Annotated in this window: 17 protein-coding genes; 7 read left to right on the top strand and 10 right to left on the bottom strand. The window is 35.4% G+C overall.

The window, feature by feature from the left end; genetic code table 11:
• Positions 1–74: 74 nt before the first annotated feature.
• Genes A9G11_RS01430 through ribH form a run of 3 tightly spaced genes read right to left on the bottom strand, consistent with a single transcriptional unit; the run spans position 75 to position 2,040 of the window.
• Positions 75–1,124: a TrmH family RNA methyltransferase gene (locus A9G11_RS01430; protein ID WP_065617756.1), complete on the bottom strand. Its 1,050-nt coding sequence runs from the start codon at positions 1,122–1,124 to the stop codon at positions 75–77.
• Between the two features lie 21 nt (positions 1,125–1,145).
• Positions 1,146–1,565: a transcription antitermination factor NusB gene (nusB, locus tag A9G11_RS01425; RefSeq protein ID WP_065617755.1), complete on the bottom strand. Its 420-nt coding sequence runs from the start codon at positions 1,563–1,565 to the stop codon at positions 1,146–1,148.
• 4 nt (positions 1,566–1,569) lie between these two features.
• On the bottom strand, positions 1,570–2,040 hold the full coding sequence (ribH, locus tag A9G11_RS01420; RefSeq protein WP_065617754.1) for a 6,7-dimethyl-8-ribityllumazine synthase: 471 nt from the start codon (positions 2,038–2,040) through the stop codon (positions 1,570–1,572).
• 373 nt (positions 2,041–2,413) lie between these two features.
• On the opposite strand from ribH, the gene lpcA reads away from it, so the two are divergent.
• Both lpcA and A9G11_RS01410 read left to right on the top strand, forming a co-directional pair.
• Positions 2,414–2,989 carry a D-sedoheptulose 7-phosphate isomerase gene (lpcA, locus tag A9G11_RS01415; protein ID WP_065617860.1) on the top strand — a complete coding sequence of 192 codons (576 nt, stop codon included), beginning with the start codon at positions 2,414–2,416 and terminating at the stop codon, positions 2,987–2,989.
• A gap of 4 nt (positions 2,990–2,993) precedes the next feature.
• Positions 2,994–3,785 carry a class II glutamine amidotransferase gene (locus A9G11_RS01410; RefSeq protein WP_065617753.1) on the top strand — a complete coding sequence of 264 codons (792 nt, stop codon included), beginning with the start codon at positions 2,994–2,996 and terminating at the stop codon, positions 3,783–3,785.
• Here the strand turns inward: A9G11_RS01410 and mdtH are convergent.
• From mdtH to pncB, 6 genes are all read right to left on the bottom strand, one after another.
• A complete protein-coding gene (gene mdtH / locus A9G11_RS01405) occupies positions 3,751–4,962 on the bottom strand; it encodes a multidrug efflux MFS transporter MdtH (protein WP_065617752.1) in 1,212 nt (403 codons plus the stop codon). The genes A9G11_RS01410 and mdtH overlap by 35 nt on opposite strands.
• Complete coding sequence (locus A9G11_RS01400; RefSeq protein WP_065617751.1) at positions 4,963–5,421, bottom strand: methylglyoxal synthase; 459 nt, start codon at positions 5,419–5,421, stop codon at positions 4,963–4,965.
• A 133-nt stretch (positions 5,422–5,554) separates the two neighbouring features.
• A complete protein-coding gene (locus A9G11_RS01395; RefSeq protein WP_065617859.1) occupies positions 5,555–6,712 on the bottom strand; it encodes a porin in 1,158 nt (385 codons plus the stop codon).
• Between the two features lie 295 nt (positions 6,713–7,007).
• Positions 7,008–8,228: a porin gene (locus tag A9G11_RS01390; protein WP_065617750.1), complete on the bottom strand. Its 1,221-nt coding sequence runs from the start codon at positions 8,226–8,228 to the stop codon at positions 7,008–7,010.
• A 294-nt stretch (positions 8,229–8,522) separates the two neighbouring features.
• Positions 8,523–9,926: an asparagine--tRNA ligase gene (gene asnS / locus A9G11_RS01385; protein ID WP_065617749.1), complete on the bottom strand. Its 1,404-nt coding sequence runs from the start codon at positions 9,924–9,926 to the stop codon at positions 8,523–8,525.
• A 148-nt stretch (positions 9,927–10,074) separates the two neighbouring features.
• Positions 10,075–11,268: a nicotinate phosphoribosyltransferase gene (pncB, locus tag A9G11_RS01380; RefSeq protein ID WP_065617748.1), complete on the bottom strand. Its 1,194-nt coding sequence runs from the start codon at positions 11,266–11,268 to the stop codon at positions 10,075–10,077.
• 264 nt (positions 11,269–11,532) lie between these two features.
• Between pncB and pepN the strand changes: the two genes are divergently transcribed.
• Both pepN and A9G11_RS01370 read left to right on the top strand, forming a co-directional pair.
• Complete coding sequence (gene pepN, locus A9G11_RS01375) at positions 11,533–14,166, top strand: aminopeptidase N (RefSeq protein WP_065617747.1); 2,634 nt, start codon at positions 11,533–11,535, stop codon at positions 14,164–14,166.
• 121 nt (positions 14,167–14,287) lie between these two features.
• Positions 14,288–14,620 (top strand): rhodanese-like domain-containing protein, encoded by a 333-nt coding sequence (locus tag A9G11_RS01370; RefSeq protein WP_065617746.1) that lies wholly within the window; start codon positions 14,288–14,290, stop codon positions 14,618–14,620.
• A 32-nt stretch (positions 14,621–14,652) separates the two neighbouring features.
• On the opposite strand, the gene A9G11_RS01365 is transcribed toward A9G11_RS01370, so the two are convergent.
• Entirely contained in the window at positions 14,653–15,501 is an 849-nt protein-coding gene (locus tag A9G11_RS01365) for a MetQ/NlpA family ABC transporter substrate-binding protein (RefSeq protein WP_065617745.1), read from the bottom strand.
• Between the two features lie 181 nt (positions 15,502–15,682).
• On the opposite strand from A9G11_RS01365, the gene A9G11_RS01360 reads away from it, so the two are divergent.
• The 3 genes from A9G11_RS01360 to A9G11_RS01350 are packed head-to-tail and all read left to right on the top strand — an operon-like array spanning position 15,683 to position 18,577.
• Positions 15,683–16,825 carry an amidohydrolase gene (locus A9G11_RS01360; RefSeq protein ID WP_065617744.1) on the top strand — a complete coding sequence of 381 codons (1,143 nt, stop codon included), beginning with the start codon at positions 15,683–15,685 and terminating at the stop codon, positions 16,823–16,825.
• Between the two features lie 8 nt (positions 16,826–16,833).
• Positions 16,834–17,877, top strand: coding sequence for a methionine ABC transporter ATP-binding protein (locus A9G11_RS01355; RefSeq protein ID WP_065617743.1), 1,044 nt, complete (start codon positions 16,834–16,836; stop codon positions 17,875–17,877).
• Between the two features lies 1 nt (position 17,878).
• Positions 17,879–18,577 (top strand): methionine ABC transporter permease, encoded by a 699-nt coding sequence (locus A9G11_RS01350; RefSeq protein WP_065617742.1) that lies wholly within the window; start codon positions 17,879–17,881, stop codon positions 18,575–18,577.
• The last annotated feature ends 787 nt before the right edge of the window (positions 18,578–19,364 follow it).

Genomic DNA, 19,364 nt, shown 5'->3' with positions numbered 1-19,364 from the left:
TTGCCTATTTGACTTATCTAAAACTAACTTATACCACCGCTAAACGTCGGTGGTATAAGCATAAAGCATATTTTTTATTTTTGTAGATTTGATAACAAAATGCCTGTGGCCACCGAGATATTAAGTGCCGGCATATTATCATTACCTTTTAGATAAACAACAACATCTGCACAATTAATCAGTTTCATATTAATTTGTTGAAAAATAACAACAACGACTTTTTTCTGAAATTGAATTCGATGTAATTCACTAGATTTAATTGACTTTGCCTGACAAGGTAATAAAGCAACAACTTGATAGCCATGTTGTTTAAAAAGATCAAGTGATGCCACAAAGTCATCACTTTTAATTGATTCTACAGCTTCAACACCGCCTTCAGCAACCCGCATTGCAGCTCCGCTATCAAGCAGATTCGTTTGGCGTAACATGACACCATTGACAGCATAAAAAGCAGCACTACGGATTAAACCGCCTAAGTTATGTGGATTGTTTACATCATCAATTGCTAAAACATAGTCATTCATTTTGTGACTATTTTTCTCAATATAATCAAGCAACATTAAAGGCGTACGCTTTTTGATAATTAAACAGATACCGCCATGATGAGGGGTTTGCGTTAATTTAGTAATTTGTTCATTAGAAACAACATCATAACCTAATCGTTGTTTAACTAACCACTCAATCAAATCTTTAAACTGATAAGTCATTTCTTGCGTGACAAACATTTTAACAATCGCATAGCGTCGATGTTTAAAAACAGATTTACAACTATTTTCACTGTAGACTAGCGATTCTTCTTTACGTTGACGGTGTTCATCATACCCAAATGTCGGCATTTGTTCATTATCGCGAACTTTTCTTTGCCATGGAGAGTCATTTTCTTCTGATGAAAATGGATCAACGTGATCAACCTTTTTAGCAAAATTAGTCTTGTTTACTTTTGGTTTAAACGTTTCAATACGATCAGAATCTTTTTTATTTTTGGATTTTGATTGAAAAGTTTGTTCAGTACGCCTTCCCTTCCCTTTTACTTTATTACTGTTTGGGGAACGAGAGGATTTATCCGACTGACTGTTTTTTGCATAAAAAATAGTTGGGCTACTTTTTTGGGGATTGTCGCTCATAGAACTCTCACTATTAAACGGTTATCGGGTACGAATAGTTGGTGCGATTTTATCTAATACACCATTAACAAATTTATGGCTATCAGCTGCGCCAAACGTTTTAGTCAGATCAATCGCCTCATTAATCACTACTTTATAAGGCACATCATGACGTTTCATCAATTCGTAAAGCGCAATTCTTAATACCGCTAACTCAATTTGTCCCAATTCCTCAACCATGCGATCAGTAAGATATGGTGCCATTTTTTCGTCTAGCTCAGCTGTATTTTTTGCAACACCATTTAATAACTCACGAAAATACTTAGCATCGACGCCTTTCATATCTTGTTCCGCAATAAAACTTGTCTCAACATCTACAAGATCATTTTTGGAAACCTGCCAAGAGTAGATGGCTTGTACGGCACACTCTCTTGCTCGACGACGAGGATTGACTAATGCCACTAATTTACTCCTTAATTGCTTTTATAACATTTAACATTTCAAGTGCAGTTAATGCCGCTTCAGCACCTTTATTACCTGCTTTGGTACCTGCACGTTCAATAGCTTGTTCAATACTTTCTGTAGTCAAAATTCCGAATCCTACTGGAATGGAAAATTCTAAACTTGCATTTAATAATCCAGAACTTGATTCACCAGCAACAAAATCAAAATGGGCTGTACTACCACGAATAACGGTACCTAATGCAACAATTGCATCATATTTTTTTGATTGCGCCGCAACTTTTGTTGCCAGCGGAATTTCATATGCTCCGGGTACCCAAATAACCGAAATATTCTTGTTATCTACTTGACCTATGCGAGTTAATGCGTCAATAGCTCCATTTACCAAACTATCATTAATAAAATGATTGAAACGAGCAACGACTATTGCCACTTTTGCTTTCGGCGCGGCAACTTTACCTTCAATTGTTTGCATATTAATTCCTTATTGATTGATTTTAAATGCTGTTTGTCTATCAATATTGGTGAAAAAAGATTTTGTTAATTGTATCATAAATTACCTGCTTATCCTATTAGCAAATAGCGCTAACACCACGATCTACCTGTATTATGCTCAAATAAGATATAAAGATTGAATCAATTCGAAATATGCTAATGAGTAACAACAAAATAACTATTGAATTAAAAAACCTTCAACGCGATTACAAATTTGTTATTCCAGAGATAAATTATACTAAAACGTATAGCTAACCTGAAACTTCTTAACAAAATAAATCGTTTTAACGCTTGCAAGCTATTTTGAAGGAACTACAATGGTAGAGGTTTTTTTTATTGATGAGGTAATATCAATGTACATCGATGATATTCGAAATGAGTTAAATCAAGCAAAAGAAGTGTTAACTAATTTTATTGCTGATGATAAAAATCTAAAACATATTCAACAAGCAGCACTATTAATCGCTGACTCATTTAAACAAGGTGGCAAAGTTTTATCCTGTGGTAATGGTGGTTCCCATTGTGATGCGATGCATTTTGCCGAAGAGTTAACCGGTCGTTATCGCGATAATCGTCCAGCTTATCCGGCAATCGCAATATCAGATGTAAGTCATATTTCCTGCGTTGGTAATGATTATGGTTTTGATTCCATTTTTTCTCGTTATGTGGAAGGCGTTGGTCAGAAAGGTGATGTACTTTTAGGTATTTCAACTTCAGGTAATTCGACTAATGTTCTTAACGCTATCGAAGTTGCTAAACAAAAAGGTATGAAAATCATCACACTTACTGGTAAAGATGGTGGGAAGATGAATGGACTTGCTGATGTCGATATTCGTGTACCACATTTTGGGTATGCCGATCGTGTACAAGAAATTCACATCAAAGTGATCCATATCTTAATTTTATTAATTGAAAAACAGATGGCTTAAGCAAATGTGCGAATTATTAGGTATGAGTGCTAATGTACCAACCGATATTTGTTTCAGCTTTACAAGTCTAATGAAACGAGGTGGGGACAAAGGTCCTCACAGAGATGGTTGGGGGATCACTTTTTATGAAGGGAAAGGTTGCCGGACATTTAAAGATCCTGAGCCTTGTAGCTATTCGCCGATTGCCAAAATGGTTCAACAATACCCTATAAAATCTAAAGCGGTAATTGCTCATATTCGTCAAGCTAATCGCGGTGCCGTTGCACTAGAAAATACACATCCATTTACTCGCGAGTTGTGGGGAAAAAACTGGACTTTTGCTCATAACGGGCAACTAACTGATTATCAAGAGTTAGACACAGGACTTTTTCAACCGGTGGGTTTAACTGATAGTGAATATGCTTTTTGTTATTTAATCAATCAACTTCATCAAAAGTATCCACAAAAACCTGTTGATGATTTAGAGTTATTTAACTACATTCAACAATGCGCGGATAAATTAAATCAGCTTGGCATATTTAACATGCTACTTTCTGATGGACAATATGTGTTTGCTTACTGCTCAACTAATTTGCATTGGATAACGCGTAAAGCACCTTTTGGCAAAGCTAAATTAATTGATGAAGATGTTGAAATTGATTTTCAAAAACACACCACTCCTAAAGATGTAGTAACAATTATTTCTACTCTTCCATTAACCTCAAATGAAATTTGGCACAAACTCAATACAGGAGAAGCTATATTATTTAAAAATGGAGAAATTAGCCAATCTTTTTCGTTTTGCTCCGAATCATAGGTGGTTCATCTTTAAATAAGTATTGTAAATAACCGAGTGTCAATAAACCAATTATAGTCAATACGATCCAAGGGAGATGAGGAAAGCCTATTTGTATAGCGACATCATAAAGCCAACCGGCGCCGGTATAGCCAATAAACCCACCTAAAGCAAGTCCCAATCGACTAAATCCCATATAACTACCTTTGGCTTTGGGATTAGTAAGTACCGTAGATAGTGTTTCACGAGCAGGCTCAGCAATAATCGCACCTAAATAAAAGAGTGCAATAAATGACAATAAAAAAGATAATTCACTAGTAAATCCGATAATAATAAATCCAAATGACATGACAAACAGTCCAAATTTCAGACGTTGATCTAATCTAAAATATTTTTCACTAATTCGCGCTAACGGGTAAAGTAAAATAAGTGATATGCCTGCTTGAATCGCATACATCCATTTTACATTGCTCTGACTACCTGAAACATTAGTTATGGTTAATGGTAGCATCAACATAATTTGCACCCAAAGCACATAATAACCCGTTAAAGTCAACACATAACGTGTAAATTTTTTATCTTTCAGTACCATTTTCATACCGTTTATAATCGGCGTTTTACCAACGGTAATATGATATGCAGGTAAACAAAATAAATTGAAAATACCACACAAGAAGAATATAAAAGCGCCACACCAACAAACTAATTGGAAATCATAATCAATCAAAATCCCACCAATTAAAGCGCCAATAACAGCACCGGCATTATCTTGTATCATTAATAGTGAGATAAACTTACCTCGTTCATGAGGACGAGTAAATTTGATAGTTAACCCCATTCTTGGTGGATCAAATAGTAACCCACCAAGCGCGGAAAGCAAGCAGGAGAGAAGCAATAACCATGGATCACTAGCAATCGCCATTGAAACAAAACCAACACTGCGTAAAAACATGCCCATTACAATCATTGGTTTAGCACCAAAGCGATCGGCTATCGCTCCCCCTACAATACCAAAGCCTTGCTGAACAAACTGTCGAAAACCTAGTGCAAACCCCACAAATAACGCACTCCACCCTATTTGGCTAACAAAATGGGTTGAAACCAGTGGAAAAACAACATAAAACCCTAAGACAATAAATAAATTATCAAGGAGTAATATTCGTCTACCCGTTTTACGGATCTGTGAGGGTATTGGCATTTACTTTGTTCGTTCCGCTAGATAGCCTTGATAATCAGGAATATCAATTTCAACCTCACCGGTAAAAATTGACGATTGAATTAATGCGTTAGCAGTTGCTTGGTTGGTTGCAACAGGAATATTCCATACCGTCGATACTCGTAGCAATGCTTTAACATCTGGATCATGTGGCACTGCATTAAGCGGATCCCAAAAGAAGATAAGAATATCAATTTTACCTTCAGCAATTAATGCACCAATTTGTTGATCCCCTCCCATTGGACCACTAAGCATTGGTATAATATTAAGCCCTATCTCTTTTTTAATTAATGTGCCAGTTGTACCAGTAGCACATAAATTATGACGAGAAAGCTCTTCACGATTCCTTTTACACCAATTTAATAGTTTTTTTTTTAAATGATCATGTGCAACTAAAGCTATATTTTTTTTACCTGATAATTTACGAGTGGTATAAAGCATCATTGTTTTCCTAATTTATTATTAGTTTTGGTGTTTTAACAGACAATTAAAAAAAGTGCAAGTGATATTTACTGTGTAAAAAATAATAAAAAAGGCACCGAAGTGCCTTTATAATTTATAACGATAGATTTAATTAGAATTGATAAATTAAACCAAGCGCTACAGTGTCTTTAGTGTTCGCATTAATAATTGAATGATGATCTTTGTAGTTATCGCCATATAAGCTACGACGCGCACCAATATCATCTTTATCTAGCAAGTTAATTTTGTAATCAAGGATAGCTTGTAGGTTTTTATTAAAATCATAAGTTAAACCAACGTCTACATATTTAACTAAATCATTACCCTTAAGTCCTGAATCACCACTTCTTGAAACACTAGATGCATCTTGAACTCTGTGTTGGATATAAGCAACAGATGGCGTTAAACGACCTATCTCAAAGTCAATACCATATTGCGCAACAAGTTCATAGCCCTTAGTTTTTAAATCAGCATCTTTATGATTAGTTAACGTAGATGCATGTTCCCAACCATATTTTTGTTTACCTTGGATATATAGGGCAGCTAAATAAAGATTGTTGTTATCATATTTAATACCTGCTGACCATGCTTTAGCATCTTTATGACCACCTGTTTGTGCATAACCGGCACCAATAGATAAACCAGTGTCAAACACATCCCAATCGACTACTGTACCCCAAGCTTCTGCACTATCATGACCGTCATTATGTTCATATTTACTAAAATGTTGCGTAGAACTATTATCACCATTATCAGCATATTGAACGGCAAAACGTAATCCATTAACTAAGCCAAAGAAATCTGAATTACGGTAAGTTGCAACGGCTTTGGTTCGCGCTGTTAGTGCATACAGATCATTATCAGAAGCATCTCCACCAAATTCTGGTAATACATCAGTATAAGAAGTTAAGGTTTTTAACACACCATCATTACGGCCATAATCAAACGATCCAAAATCACCAAAATTTAAACCAGCAAATGCATAACGCGTTTCATTATCGGCATTATCACCAGTTTCAGCTTCATATTCCCAACGGCCATAACCTGTCACACTATCGGTTATTTGAGTTTGTCCTGACATACCCAGACGAGCTGTTGTTTTATCGCCTTCTCCGGTCTGATTTTCACGATCAGTAATATAATTGAGAGCATAAACTCGACCATAAAAGTCAACTTTATTACTGTCTTTGTTCCACACTTCAATAGATGCATTAGCTGTGCCTGCAATCAAAAGAGCAGGAATAGCAATTGCTAAAAGATTACGTTTCATTTTGTTACCCTCGTAGGTATTTTTTATTAAAGCATGCAAATTTCTTTGCACTTGGTCTAATAAATAGTTACTAACATAAGCAACCATTATTATTTCTGTGATTTGTTATTAATACTAGATTTTTATTGCTCACATTGTAGATTTACAACGTTGAATAGATAAACTACAAATTTTTTAAATATTGTATTGCGCACAATAATTTTTTTTAAGCATAAAATGTGTTTTTATCATTGAGGAAGTGTAAAAATTGATAAAAAAGGCACCGAAGTGCCTTTCTATAAGATACATTAACTAATTAGAATTGGTAAATCATACCAAGACCTAACACATCTTTAGTACCTGGTTTATTTACATGACGATCACGTTGATGAGTAGTATTTAATTCAGCACCAATATCTTTACGATCAAGTAAATTAAATTTATATTCTATAAATGTGCTAAAGTTTTTATTTAAATCGTAAGTTGCACCTACAGATACATATTTAACTAATGGGGAATTTTTGCCATTTAGATGATTGTACCCAGTGACGGAGGTGGCATCTTTATAATTTAAACCATCATAGTCAGCTTTATGCTGTACATAAGCTAAAGATGGAGTTAGGCGACCCACATCTAAATCAAAGCCATATTGAGCCACTAATTCAACACCTTTAATTTTTATATCACTTTCCCCATAATGATAATAATCACCATCAATCATTTTATCGTGATCATAGCCTTTTTTCCATTTACTTTGGAAATAGTTAGCCGCTAAATATAGGTTATAATTATCATATTTGATACCTGTTGTCCAAGTGTTAGCGCGATCAGAACTACCTGAAGACTGAGCATAACCTACGCCAGCAGTTAAACCTGTATCAAAAATACGCCATTGTAAATTTGCACCCCAAGCTTCTTTTGACTTGCCATTAATACGATCTCGAGCACTTCCCGCACTAATAAGATTATCATCATCATCATATTTAGCTTTAGAGAATTGAGCTTTAGTTGCATCACCATTATCTGCATACTGTAATGCAAAACTAAGATCATCGGTTAAACCAAAGAAGTTATTGTTACGATAAGTTGCAACTGCTTTAGTACGCTCAGTTAACACGTGCCATGCATTATTTGCAGCATCACCACCAAATTCTGGTAATACGTCAGTATAAGCTGTAAGTGCTTTTAAAACACCGTCGTTACGACCATAATCAAATGAGCCATAGTCACCAAAGTTTAAACCTGCAAATGCGTAACGCACTTCATTAGAAGAATCTTTACCAGCTTTAGCTTCATATTCCCAACGGCCATAACCAGTAATGCCGTCAGTAATTTGAGTTTGACCAGACATACCTAAACGAGCTGAAGAATCATCACCTTCACCGTCTTGTCCACGATCAGTAATATGGTTAGCTGCTTTTACTCGTCCGTAAAAGTCAACTTTATTACCATCTTTGTTCCATACTTCGATAGACGCATTTGCTCCAGCTGCAACTAAAAGTGCAGGGATAGCGATCGCTAATAGATTACGTTTCATTTCTTACCCTCATGGTTATTTTTTTAAACAGACACAGCTAAAAGCTAATGTCGATTTTTGTACAATGATTACATATTTAAAAATAATAAAATTCTATATATTATTTTTATTTACTTTTTACAGTAGTGTAAATTATGTAGAAAAAATTTTTAAAATCAAGTGAACTTTTAGTTAAATATGATGTCAAAGATATAAATTGGGATTGTTTGGTTGTTTTTTAACCGTTTGTTAAGGTAAGTTTAATTTTGCTTAAATCATAAACCGACAGAAAAGTCAGTTTATGATTTCACCAATTTAAAAATTTGCATTGCGTGGCGTTCTTGGGAATGGAATTACGTCGCGAACGTTTTGAACCCCTGTCACATATACAATTAAGCGTTCAAAGCCAAGACCAAATCCTGAGTGTGGTACAGTGCCATAACGGCGTAAATCCCGATACCACCAGTAATCTTCTTTTTTGAGTCCCATTTCATCCATACGTTTGTCTAACATCTCTAAACGCTCTTCACGCTGAGAGCCACCAATAATCTCACCAATTCCTGGTGCTAACACATCCATAGCAGCAACGGTTTTACCGTCATCATTCATACGCATATAAAAAGCTTTAATGTCTTTAGGATAGTTTTTAACAACAACTGGGGCTTTGAAATGTTGTTCGGCTAAATAACGTTCATGCTCAGAGGCTAAATCAATTCCCCAACTTACCGGATTTTCGAATTTGGCATTGCAGTTTTGTAAGATAGTGATAGCATCAGTGTAATCCACTTGTGCAAAATCAGCGTTAATGAAATTTTCAAGGCGATTAATCGCATCTTTATCAACATGTTGAGCAAAAAACTGCATATCATCAGCACGTTTTTCAAGTACTGTTTTAAATACATATTTCAACATATCTTCTGCTAATTTGGCATTATCGTTAAGATCAGCAAAAGCAACTTCTGGCTCCATCATCCAAAATTCCGCTAAATGGCGAGTAGTGTTAGAATTTTCCGCTCTGAAAGTAGGACCAAAAGTATACACTTTAGATAAAGCACAAGCATAGGTTTCGGCATTTAATTGACCTGAAACGGTTAAAAATGCTTCTTTGCCAAAGAAATCCTTATCAAAATCTACATTGCCTTTATCCGTTTTTGGTAAATTTAATAGATCAAGTGTGGAAACGCGAAACATTTCACCCGCGCCTTCGGTATCTGATGCGGTAATAATTGGTGTGGAGAGCCAAAAAAAGCCTCGTTCATCAAAAAATTGATGAATAGCTTGAGCAAGGGTATGACGTACACGCGTGATTGCGCCAACAATATTGGTTCGTGCGCGTAAATGTGCTACTTCTCGTAAATATTCGATAGAATGACGTTTTGCTGCCATTGGATAGGTATCAGGATCTTCAACAAAACCATAAACATCTACTGATGTTGCTTGTAACTCATATTTTTGACCTTGTCCCGGGGATTCGACAACTTTACCTGTAACCTTAACCGAACAACCGGTCGTTAGGCGTAAAACATCATGTTCATAATTGGGTAAATCTTTTTCGATAACAGCTTGAACGGCATCAAAACAAGATCCATCGTATACAGCCAAAAAAGATATGCCGGCTTTTGAATCACGTCGAGTCCTTACCCAACCTTGAACTGAAATAGTGCTACCAACAGCGATTTTGCCTTGTAACACGTCAACAATAGGTGCAACTGAATTCATTTAATTATCCATCTCTACATTATTAATTAATATTTGAAGTAATACAGGTATATTGTAAATGCCACCAATCATACTTTATAGACCAGTTGACAGTAAATATTATAAAAAAATTTATTGATTTTTATTTTTAACTTTAGCTATAACATTTTTAATGTTGAACACTAAAAGTCCGTTTTAATTCATCTACAAAAGCCATATCCTGTGATATGGTTTTGCCTGGGCTATCAGATAATTTAGCGACAGGTTGACTATTGCATTCGGTTAATTTTAATACAATATTCAAAGCTTTAGTATTAAAATCGGACGAAGGAATATCACACGCCAAAAAGCCTCCCACACCAAATGACAATTGAACACGATGATTGAAATGTCTATAAATCTTAATTGCTTTATCAAAATTTAAACTGTCCGAAAAGACTAATAACTTAGTATGAGGATCGATACCTAATTGTTGATAATGCGCAATTGCTTTTTCTCCCCATTCAATTGGATCACCTGAATCATGCCGCAACCCTTGGTAATGAGAAGCAAAATAGAGATCAAAGTCGCGTAAAAAAGCATCCATAGTAATACAATCAGTTAAAGCGACACCTAAATCATGAGGATACTCATCTAGCCAAACTTGTAATGCATTTTTTTGACAATTTTCTAACGTTGCACTTAAACGTTGGTGAGCCTGAAACCATTCATGTGCTTGAGTACCCACAGGAGTAAGTCCTAAACGATAAGCAAGCAGATAATTACTCGTACTGTGGAAATTGCTAAAGTGAGTCTTTAAATAATTGACTACAGCTTCTTGTACGGCAAAGGAGTAACGCCGACGCGTACCAAAATCCATTAGATTAAATCCTGACATATCCATATCAGCAGTATTTTGCTCAAATTGTGCCAATTTATCTTTGAGACGCTTTAAAGCTTCCGGTACACCTATTTGTGGAGAACGATCTTTATGTACAATCTCGCTAATTACAGCTAGTAATGGAACTTCCCATAAAATGACATCTAACCAAAGTCCTTCTATTCGAATGACCAGTAAGCCATCTTGATTCTCAATAGTAAGTAACTCACTATTGAAATGCCAATTTTTTAGCCAATTTAAATAGTCAGATTTAAAAAATGAGATGTTAGATAAATAATTAAACTCATCATTAGACAGTGATAATGATTCCATTAATTTGACTTGATGAGCTATTTCATCCACATATTTCCCTAATAAATCATCACTTCGACAACGAAATTCAGCAACAACGGTTGCCTTTGGATAATGATGAAAGACGGCTTGTTGCATATGCAACTTATAAGCATCAGTGTCTAATATTGAAGTAATGATAGCTGGTAACATGTGAATCTATAGTTAATACCTGAAAGAAAATATTAGCGATTATAGCAGAATAATAATTAAGATATAGATTAATTATATAATAAGATTGATTTTAATCAGCTATACTATCTATCAATTGAATTTTAGCGTAAATAAACAAATATACTTAACAGACGTTAACATGGTATTTTCTTCATTCTAATACCCTAAAGATAGGTTACGTTATTATCTATATCCCAAAATTTATAATGTTGATTGAGTATAAACTTAGAAGGCATACAAATAATGAGTACAAAAGCGACAGAAACACAATTATTAGCAAAATATAGACTAGATTATAAAGCACCGGATTTTACTATTACTGATATCGATCTCGATTTTGATTTAGCGCCTGAAGTTACAACCGTCACTGCGCGTAGCCGGGTTATTCAGAAAAATAATCTAGCCAATGATTTCACTTTAGATGGTGAAGATCTTAAATTAATCTCCATTAATATTGATGAACAACCTTGGCATGATTACCAAATCACGGACACAGGTTTAATTATACGTAATGTACCTGCTGAATTTACCTTAACTATCGTTAACGAAATCAAACCGATTGATAATACAGCCCTAGAAGGCTTATATGTATCTGGTGATGCACTATGTACCCAATGTGAAGCTGAAGGCTTTCGTCATATCACCTATTATCTGGATCGACCTGATGTGCTAGCCAGATTTTCAACGCGAATTACGGCTAATAAACAACACTACCCTTACCTGCTTTCTAATGGTAACCGTATTGCTCAAGGTGAACTTACTGACGGACGTCATTGGGTGCAATGGCAAGATCCATTTCCAAAACCATGTTACCTATTTGCTTTAGTCGCAGGTGATTTTGATATTTTGAAAGATCAATTTATCACTCAATCAAATCGTAAAGTAGATTTAGAAATTTATGTGGATAAAGGTAATTTAGATCGTTCTCATTGGGCTATGGCTAGCTTAAAAAACGCCATGCGCTGGGATGAAACTCGCTTTGGTCTAGAATATGATTTAGATATTTTTATGATTGTTGCTGTTGATTTCTTTAATATGGGTGCTATGGAGAATAAAGGTCTTAATATCTTTAACTCCAAATATGTACTAGCTAAACCAGAAACCGCAACTGACGAAGATTATTTAGGTATTGAATCAGTCATTGGACATGAATATTTTCATAATTGGACGGGCGATCGTGTGACTTGTCGTGACTGGTTCCAACTCAGTTTAAAAGAAGGTTTGACCGTATTTCGTGATCAAGAATTCACTTCAGATCGCGGATTAAGAGCTGTCAAACGCATTAATGATGTAAAAATCATGCGCACCGTTCAATTTGCGGAAGATGCCAGTCCAATGTCACACCCTATTCGTCCAGAACAAGTTATAGAAATGAATAATTTCTATACGGTCACCGTGTATGAAAAAGGGGCGGAAGTAATTCGTATGATGCATACACTACTTGGTGAAGAAAAATTCCAAGCCGGCATGAAACTCTATTTTAAACGCCATGACGGTAGCGCGGCAACTTGTGACGATTTTGTCGCTGCAATGCAAGATGCTTCAGGCATTGATTTAACACAATTTAAATTATGGTATAGCCAATCAGGTACCCCTGAGTTGACCGTTACTGATAGTTATGACGCTCAAACAAAACAATATACCTTAACGGTAGAACAATATACCCAACCGACACAAGATCAAAAACAAAAACATGCGCTACATGTTCCGCTGGATATTGAATTATATCAACGAAATGGAGAGGTAATTACTCTAGAATATCAAGGCAAACCTATTCACCATGTTCTAAATTTAACCCAAACTAAACAGCAATTTATATTTGATAATGTAAAAGAACAACCGATTATTTCACTGTTACGCGATTTTTCTGCTCCAGTTAAATTAAACTACGATTATCAAGATAGTGATTTAATTTTCCTTATGCAACATGCGAGTAATGCCTTTAGCCGTTATGATGCTGCACAAATGCTATTAGCAAAATACGTCCGCTTAAATGTTAATAATTATCAACACAATAAACAGCAAATTTTACCAGACTCCGTAATAGATGCTTTCAGAGCTGTATTACTTTCAGAAGTAACGAATCCGGCATTGATCGCACAAATTTTAACGTTACCGTCTGAAAATGAGCTGGCGAATCTATTTAAAGTTGTTGATCCAATTGCGATTTATCAAGTCCGTCATTATTTATTAACACGCTTTGCTAATGAACTCTATGATGAATTAAATGCAGTATATCAGCATAATAAAACCACCCAATATCAGATTAACCATGCTGATATTGCTAAACGTTCACTAAAAAATTGTTGTTTAACCTTACTCGCCTATGCTGACAATAAATCTCAAGCTAATACGTTAGTTAGCCAACAGTACCACCATGCTAACAATATGACTGATTGCTTAGCGGCTTTAACCACTGCAGTCAAAGCTGAACTTGATTGTCGTGCTGAATTATTGACTGATTTTGATAATAAATGGTATCAAGACGGACTGGTTATGGATAAATGGTTAGCTTTAAATGCCACTAGCCCGGATAAACATGTACTTATGAATGTGAAGAAATTACTAACTCACCGTTCATTTACGCTTAGCAATCCAAACCGAATCCGAGCGCTTATAGGTGCTTTTGTAAACAATAATCCAGTAGCTTTCCATGCTGAAGATGGCAGTGGTTATCAATTTTTAGTTGAAATTCTTACTGAGCTAAACCAAAAAAATCCGCAAGTTGCCGCACGACTAATTGATCCACTTATTCGCTTAAAACGTTATGGTGAAAAACGTCAGCAACAAATGCGACAAGCATTAGAATCTTTATTGAAATTAGATCATTTATCAAAAGATTTATATGAAAAAATCAGTAAAGCATTAGCAGCATAACCAACCAAACCTCATCTTAGAATAAAAATAGGATGAGGTTAATTAGATTGAGTTAATAATTTATACTAAAACGTATAACAGACCTGAAACATCTTTACAATTAATTTAATGAGTTTTTATTATGGTAACAATTAAAGAAATAACACCAACCGAGTTAGCACAAAAATTACATCAACACGAACAACTTTTTTTATTAGATGTGCGTGAACCAAATGAAGTTGCTATTTGTGCTATTGCCGGTGCAACGCACATTCCAATGAATCTCATTCCACTTTATTTAGATCAAATACCTGATGAAGTGACGATAGTAATTTATTGTCACCATGGTAATCGTAGTCTTAATGTTGCCAACTATTTAGTCGAAAATGGCTTTGATTCTGATGACATATATAACCTAACAGGTGGTATTGATGCTTGGGCTTCAACAGTAGATAAACAAATGGCAAAATATTAACAAGCCTGTTAACAAACAGGCCTAATTTATCACTATTGTTGAGGCATAACCCAATAACCATTTTGGTTATGTGCTTGCATATAATCTTTAAATTGCTGAGATTGATAGATACGTTTAACATCTTGCGCCCATTGGCTATTTTCATTACCACCATTAACCACCACCATGATTTCTAAATCAGGCACAATAGTTTCGGACAAAAGTGCTTTACTTGAATCAATATTGGCTGAATAAACAATACTACCGGGAATAACGGCAAAATCTAACTCATTAAGTACACGAGGGATATTAGCCGAATCCATTTCAATAATTTCAATACCAGCAATATTTTGCGCTATATCATTTTTACTCACAATAATGGGATTGGTATTAGCCTTTAATTTAATCCAACCTGCTTTTTCTAATAAATTATAGGAACGAGCTGCATTTGAAGCATCTTGGGGAATCGCCACTTTCGCACCACTAAACACTTGTTTTAATGACGTATACTTATTGGAAAAAATCGCCGCCGGTACAGAAGGTACATGCACAACTGGTTTCAAATTGGCTTTGCGTTGCTCATTAAATACATTCATATAAGCAGTATGTTGCGCTACCGTCAAATCAATACTACCTTCACTTAATGCAACATCAGATTCAAGTAAATGTGGAAAATTGACTAACTTCACCTTATACCCTTCTGATTCAAGAATGGGTTTAACTGCATCTTTGAAAAGATCATTATAAGGTCCCGGTGAAACCCCCATACTAATTTCTTTTTTAGTCTGATTATTGGCTGATTTTGACGAGTTGTCACAACCACTCATCACTAAAGCCAAACTCGCTAATAATATCATTGCTATATAGTTGAATAAACTCTGTTTGTTGAAATATTTTCTCATGTTAGCGATCCTTATAAACTATAAACATGTCTCACTCTAACACAGAATAACAGGTTCATTTATTCCAAGTTATTCTATCTTATAACCAAAAGGAATAAGATATAAAAAACGATTATTAGAGCAACAAATTAACTTATGTTACCGTTTAATTCATTATCCATGATTAAATGTTGAAACCATTATGATTAATTCAGTTGCAAACAGAGTTCATCAACTTTTCAGAGAATTACATCAAAACCCTGAACTCTCTAATCAAGAATTTGAAACCACTAAACGAATAAGATCTTATTTACAACAAGCGAATATCCGTATTTTAGAATTGGGTGCAAAAACAGGGGTTATTGCTGAAATTGGCTCCGGATCACCCGTTTTAGCATTACGTGCAGACATTGATGCTTTACCTATTAATGAACAAACCGAATTAGATTATCGCTCCAAAAATAGTGAAGTTATGCATGCTTGTGGTCATGATTTACATGCTTCGGTTTTAATGGGAGCAGCTTATCTGCTTAAAGCACAAGAAAATAATTTACAAGGAACTGTACGCTTGCTATTTCAACCCGCCGAAGAGAACTTTAGCGGAGCCTTACATTTTATAGATATAGGCGCACTTAATGGTGTAGATGCAATTCTTGGATCACACAATAATCCTAACCTTTTGGTTAATCAAATGGCTTCCTGCGTTGGACCATTCTCTGCCAATGTCGATCGCATAGAAATCACAGTAACTGGCATAGGCGCTCATGCTGCCAGACCAGAATCAGGTATCGATCCTATTGTCATTGGCGCTCAAATTGTCAGTGCTATACAAACCATTTCCAGTCGCACCATTAGCGGTTTAGATCCTGTCATTGTCAGTATTACTAAGTTTCTAGGTGGTAATACTTGGAATGTCATCCCAGAAAAAGTTGAAATGGAAGGTACGGTCAGAACATTAACTCCCGAAGTTAGAGCTAAAGTAAAACAACAATTAATTAGTATTGTTGAAAACGTGGCTATTAGCATGGGTGCCAAAGCTGAACTAAGATGGTTTGACGGTCCGCCGTCGGTGATTAATGTCGCTAAATGGGTTACCTTAGCCAAACAAGTGGCGAAACAAACGGGTTATGACGTAGTTGATTTCAAACCACAACTTGGGGGGGAAGATTTTGCGCATTATTTACATGTAGTACCGGGAGCATTTATAAATCTCGGCTCACAAAGCCCTCATGCCCTACACCACCCCAAATTTCAAATCAATCAAAAGATGATAGTGCCTGCCGTTAATTACTTATTTGAACTCGCTAAACAAGCACTTATCGAATTAAAACATAATAATAAATAGGATACATAATGATTAAATTCGAAAATATATCCAAGCAATATGAACGTAATGGTGTCACAACTCAAGCTCTGCAAAATATTAATTTAACCATTAATAAAGGCGATATTTATGGGATTATTGGTTACAGTGGTGCTGGTAAAAGTACCTTAGTTCGCTTAATCAATTTTTTAGAAAAACCTACACAAGGTAAAGTGATAATTCAAGACAAGACGCTGAATAATCTTTCTAATAACGAATTGCGTAAAGTAAGGCGAAAAATTGGGATGATTTTTCAACACTTCAATTTACTTGAATCGAAAACAGTATTTGAAAATGTCGCTATCCCATTAATTTTACTTAAAGAAAGTAAACATAATATTGAACAAAAAGTAGATGAACTTCTTGAATTTGTTGGATTAAAAGATAAAGCCAATAGCTATCCTAAAGAGTTATCGGGCGGACAAAAACAACGCATTGGCATTGCCCGTGCGCTAGCCAATAACCCTGATATCTTATTATGTGATGAAGCCACTTCAGCGCTTGATCCACAAACGACACAAGCAATTTTAGATTTAATTAAAAAAATTAACGAGCAGTATAAAATCACCGTCGTATTAATCACTCATGAAATGCATGTTATCCAACAGATTTGCCATAAAGTGGCTGTTATGGAAAAAGGTTCAATTATTGAACATGGCAACGTACTTGAAGTATTTGGTCACCCCAAACACTCAACCACCCAAAATTTTGTCAGTTCGGTCATTAACGATCAGATCCCATACGGAGTCGTCGAAAATTTACTGGAAACCGAAGAAATCAAACATAACTTCAAATTGTTTAAACTCGAATTCCTTGGACGATCTGCTTCCGAACCTGTCGTCAATTCGCTTATTTTACAAAGAAAAGTTGTAGTAAATATTTTATTTGCGCATATGTCCGAAATTCAAAAAACAGTCATTGGCAGTATGTTTATTCAATTACAAGGGAGTGATAGTGATATCAGCGACGCTGTATATTACCTACGCTCAAATGGTGTGCAAGTATCCGAAATCAGTCACTGGGAGATTAATTAAAATGGAAATAATCAATACTATTACGACTTATTTAACCTCTTATTTTTCAACACAGATCACCGCTCTGCAATTTGCCCAAGCCTCTTATGAAACGCTAATAATGGTGTTTTTTGCTTTACTCATAGGCTCATTACTTGGGATCCCTCTCGGCATCTGCTTGGTTACCACAAGACCATCTGGTCTATTAGAGAGTCCACGAATCTATCGAATTGTTAATCCTATTATTAATACGGTAAGATCGCTCCCTTTTATCATTCTATTAGTAGCTATTCTTCCTTTAACCAAACTACTTGTCGGTTCATCAATAGGTCTTGCAGCGGCAATTGTGCCATTAACCATATATGTAGCACCTTATATAGCTCGTTTAGTTGAAAACTCTCTACTAGATGTTGACAGTGGTATCATTGAAGCAGCCGAATCAATGGGCGCAACTCCGCTACAAATTATTTGGCATTTTATGTTACCAGAAGCTTTCAGCTCGCTAATTTTGACATTAACTACTGCAACAATTGGACTCATTAATGCCACCGCTATGGCTGGTGCAGTTGGTGCTGGTGGGATTGGTGATCTTGCCATTTCATATGGATACCAACGCTTCGATACAACGGCGGTGATAATCACCGTAATCATTCTCATTATTACCGTACAATTTGTACAAAGTCTGGGTAATTACTTAGCACGTAAAGCAAGACATGAATGATTAAGCTAGGATCAAACAGGATAATTATCCTAACTAGCCTATTAATAACCTCTTTTCCAAACCTGACCATTTATAATTAATACTCGTCAGGTTTGTGTTAACGCATAAGATTGAGCTAATTAACAAGAAGTTTCAGGTCAGCTATATGTTTAAGTATAAAAACCGTACTGAATTCAACCTCTGAGTGCGAATCAAGTTAGTAAAAGGTTAGATTATTTGTCGCCTTTTATTTAATGTACATTGTGGTAAGTTGTACTACTGTTTCGCCTATGCAGGTCAGCCGATTGGTAAAAATAATTCAGGAGTCTATACCGTTTAAACTTATTAAAACGGCTACACTCAACCTCTGAGTGCGAATCAAGTTAGTAAAAGGCTTAATTATCTGTCATCTTCTATTTAATGTACATTGCGGTAAGTTGTACTACTGTTTGACCTATGCATGTCAGCCGATTTGTAAAAATAATTCAGGAGTCTATACCGTTTAATCTTATCAAAACGGCTACAACTCACCCTTTGAATGCGAATTAAATTAGTAAAAGGCTAAATTATTTGTCGCCTTCTATTTAATATACATTGCAGTAAGTTGTACTACTGTTTGACCTATGCTGGTCAGCCGATTGGTAAAAATAATTCAGGAGTCTATACCGTTTAAACTTATTAAAACGGCTACATTCAACCTCTGAGTGCAAATCGAGTTAATAAAAGGCTTAATTATCTGTCATCTTCTATTTAATGTACATTGCAGTAAGTTGTACTACTGTTTGACCTATTCAGGTCAGCAGATTTG

The organism is Gilliamella sp. wkB108, from assembly GCF_001690195.1.
Lineage (GTDB): Bacteria > Pseudomonadota > Gammaproteobacteria > Enterobacterales > Orbaceae > Gilliamella > Gilliamella apicola_L.
This window is presented reverse-complemented; position numbering and strand designations above follow the sequence as displayed.

Bases quoted from the DNA above. Each gene is read 5' to 3' on its own strand.
- pncB (WP_065617748.1), bottom strand. From the start codon at position 11,268: ATGTTACCAGCTATCATTACTTCAATATTAGACACTGATGCTTATAAG.
- asnS (WP_065617749.1), bottom strand. From the start codon at position 9,926: ATGAATTCAGTTGCACCTATTGTTGACGTGTTACAAGGCAAAATCGCT.
- mdtH (WP_065617752.1), bottom strand. From the start codon at position 4,962: ATGCCAATACCCTCACAGATCCGTAAAACGGGTAGACGAATATTACTC.
- A9G11_RS01360 (WP_065617744.1), top strand. From the start codon at position 15,683: ATGATTAATTCAGTTGCAAACAGAGTTCATCAACTTTTCAGAGAATTA.
- A9G11_RS01400 (WP_065617751.1), bottom strand. From the start codon at position 5,421: ATGCTTTATACCACTCGTAAATTATCAGGTAAAAAAAATATAGCTTTA.
- ribH (WP_065617754.1), bottom strand. From the start codon at position 2,040: ATGCAAACAATTGAAGGTAAAGTTGCCGCGCCGAAAGCAAAAGTGGCA.
- A9G11_RS01350 (WP_065617742.1), top strand. From the start codon at position 17,879: ATGGAAATAATCAATACTATTACGACTTATTTAACCTCTTATTTTTCA.
- lpcA (WP_065617860.1), top strand. From the start codon at position 2,414: ATGTACATCGATGATATTCGAAATGAGTTAAATCAAGCAAAAGAAGTG.
- A9G11_RS01430 (WP_065617756.1), bottom strand. From the start codon at position 1,124: ATGAGCGACAATCCCCAAAAAAGTAGCCCAACTATTTTTTATGCAAAA.
- pepN (WP_065617747.1), top strand. From the start codon at position 11,533: ATGAGTACAAAAGCGACAGAAACACAATTATTAGCAAAATATAGACTA.
- A9G11_RS01410 (WP_065617753.1), top strand. From the start codon at position 2,994: ATGTGCGAATTATTAGGTATGAGTGCTAATGTACCAACCGATATTTGT.
- A9G11_RS01370 (WP_065617746.1), top strand. From the start codon at position 14,288: ATGGTAACAATTAAAGAAATAACACCAACCGAGTTAGCACAAAAATTA.
- A9G11_RS01390 (WP_065617750.1), bottom strand. From the start codon at position 8,228: ATGAAACGTAATCTATTAGCGATCGCTATCCCTGCACTTTTAGTTGCA.
- A9G11_RS01355 (WP_065617743.1), top strand. From the start codon at position 16,834: ATGATTAAATTCGAAAATATATCCAAGCAATATGAACGTAATGGTGTC.
- A9G11_RS01365 (WP_065617745.1), bottom strand. From the start codon at position 15,501: ATGAGAAAATATTTCAACAAACAGAGTTTATTCAACTATATAGCAATG.
- A9G11_RS01395 (WP_065617859.1), bottom strand. From the start codon at position 6,712: ATGAAACGTAATCTTTTAGCAATTGCTATTCCTGCTCTTTTGATTGCA.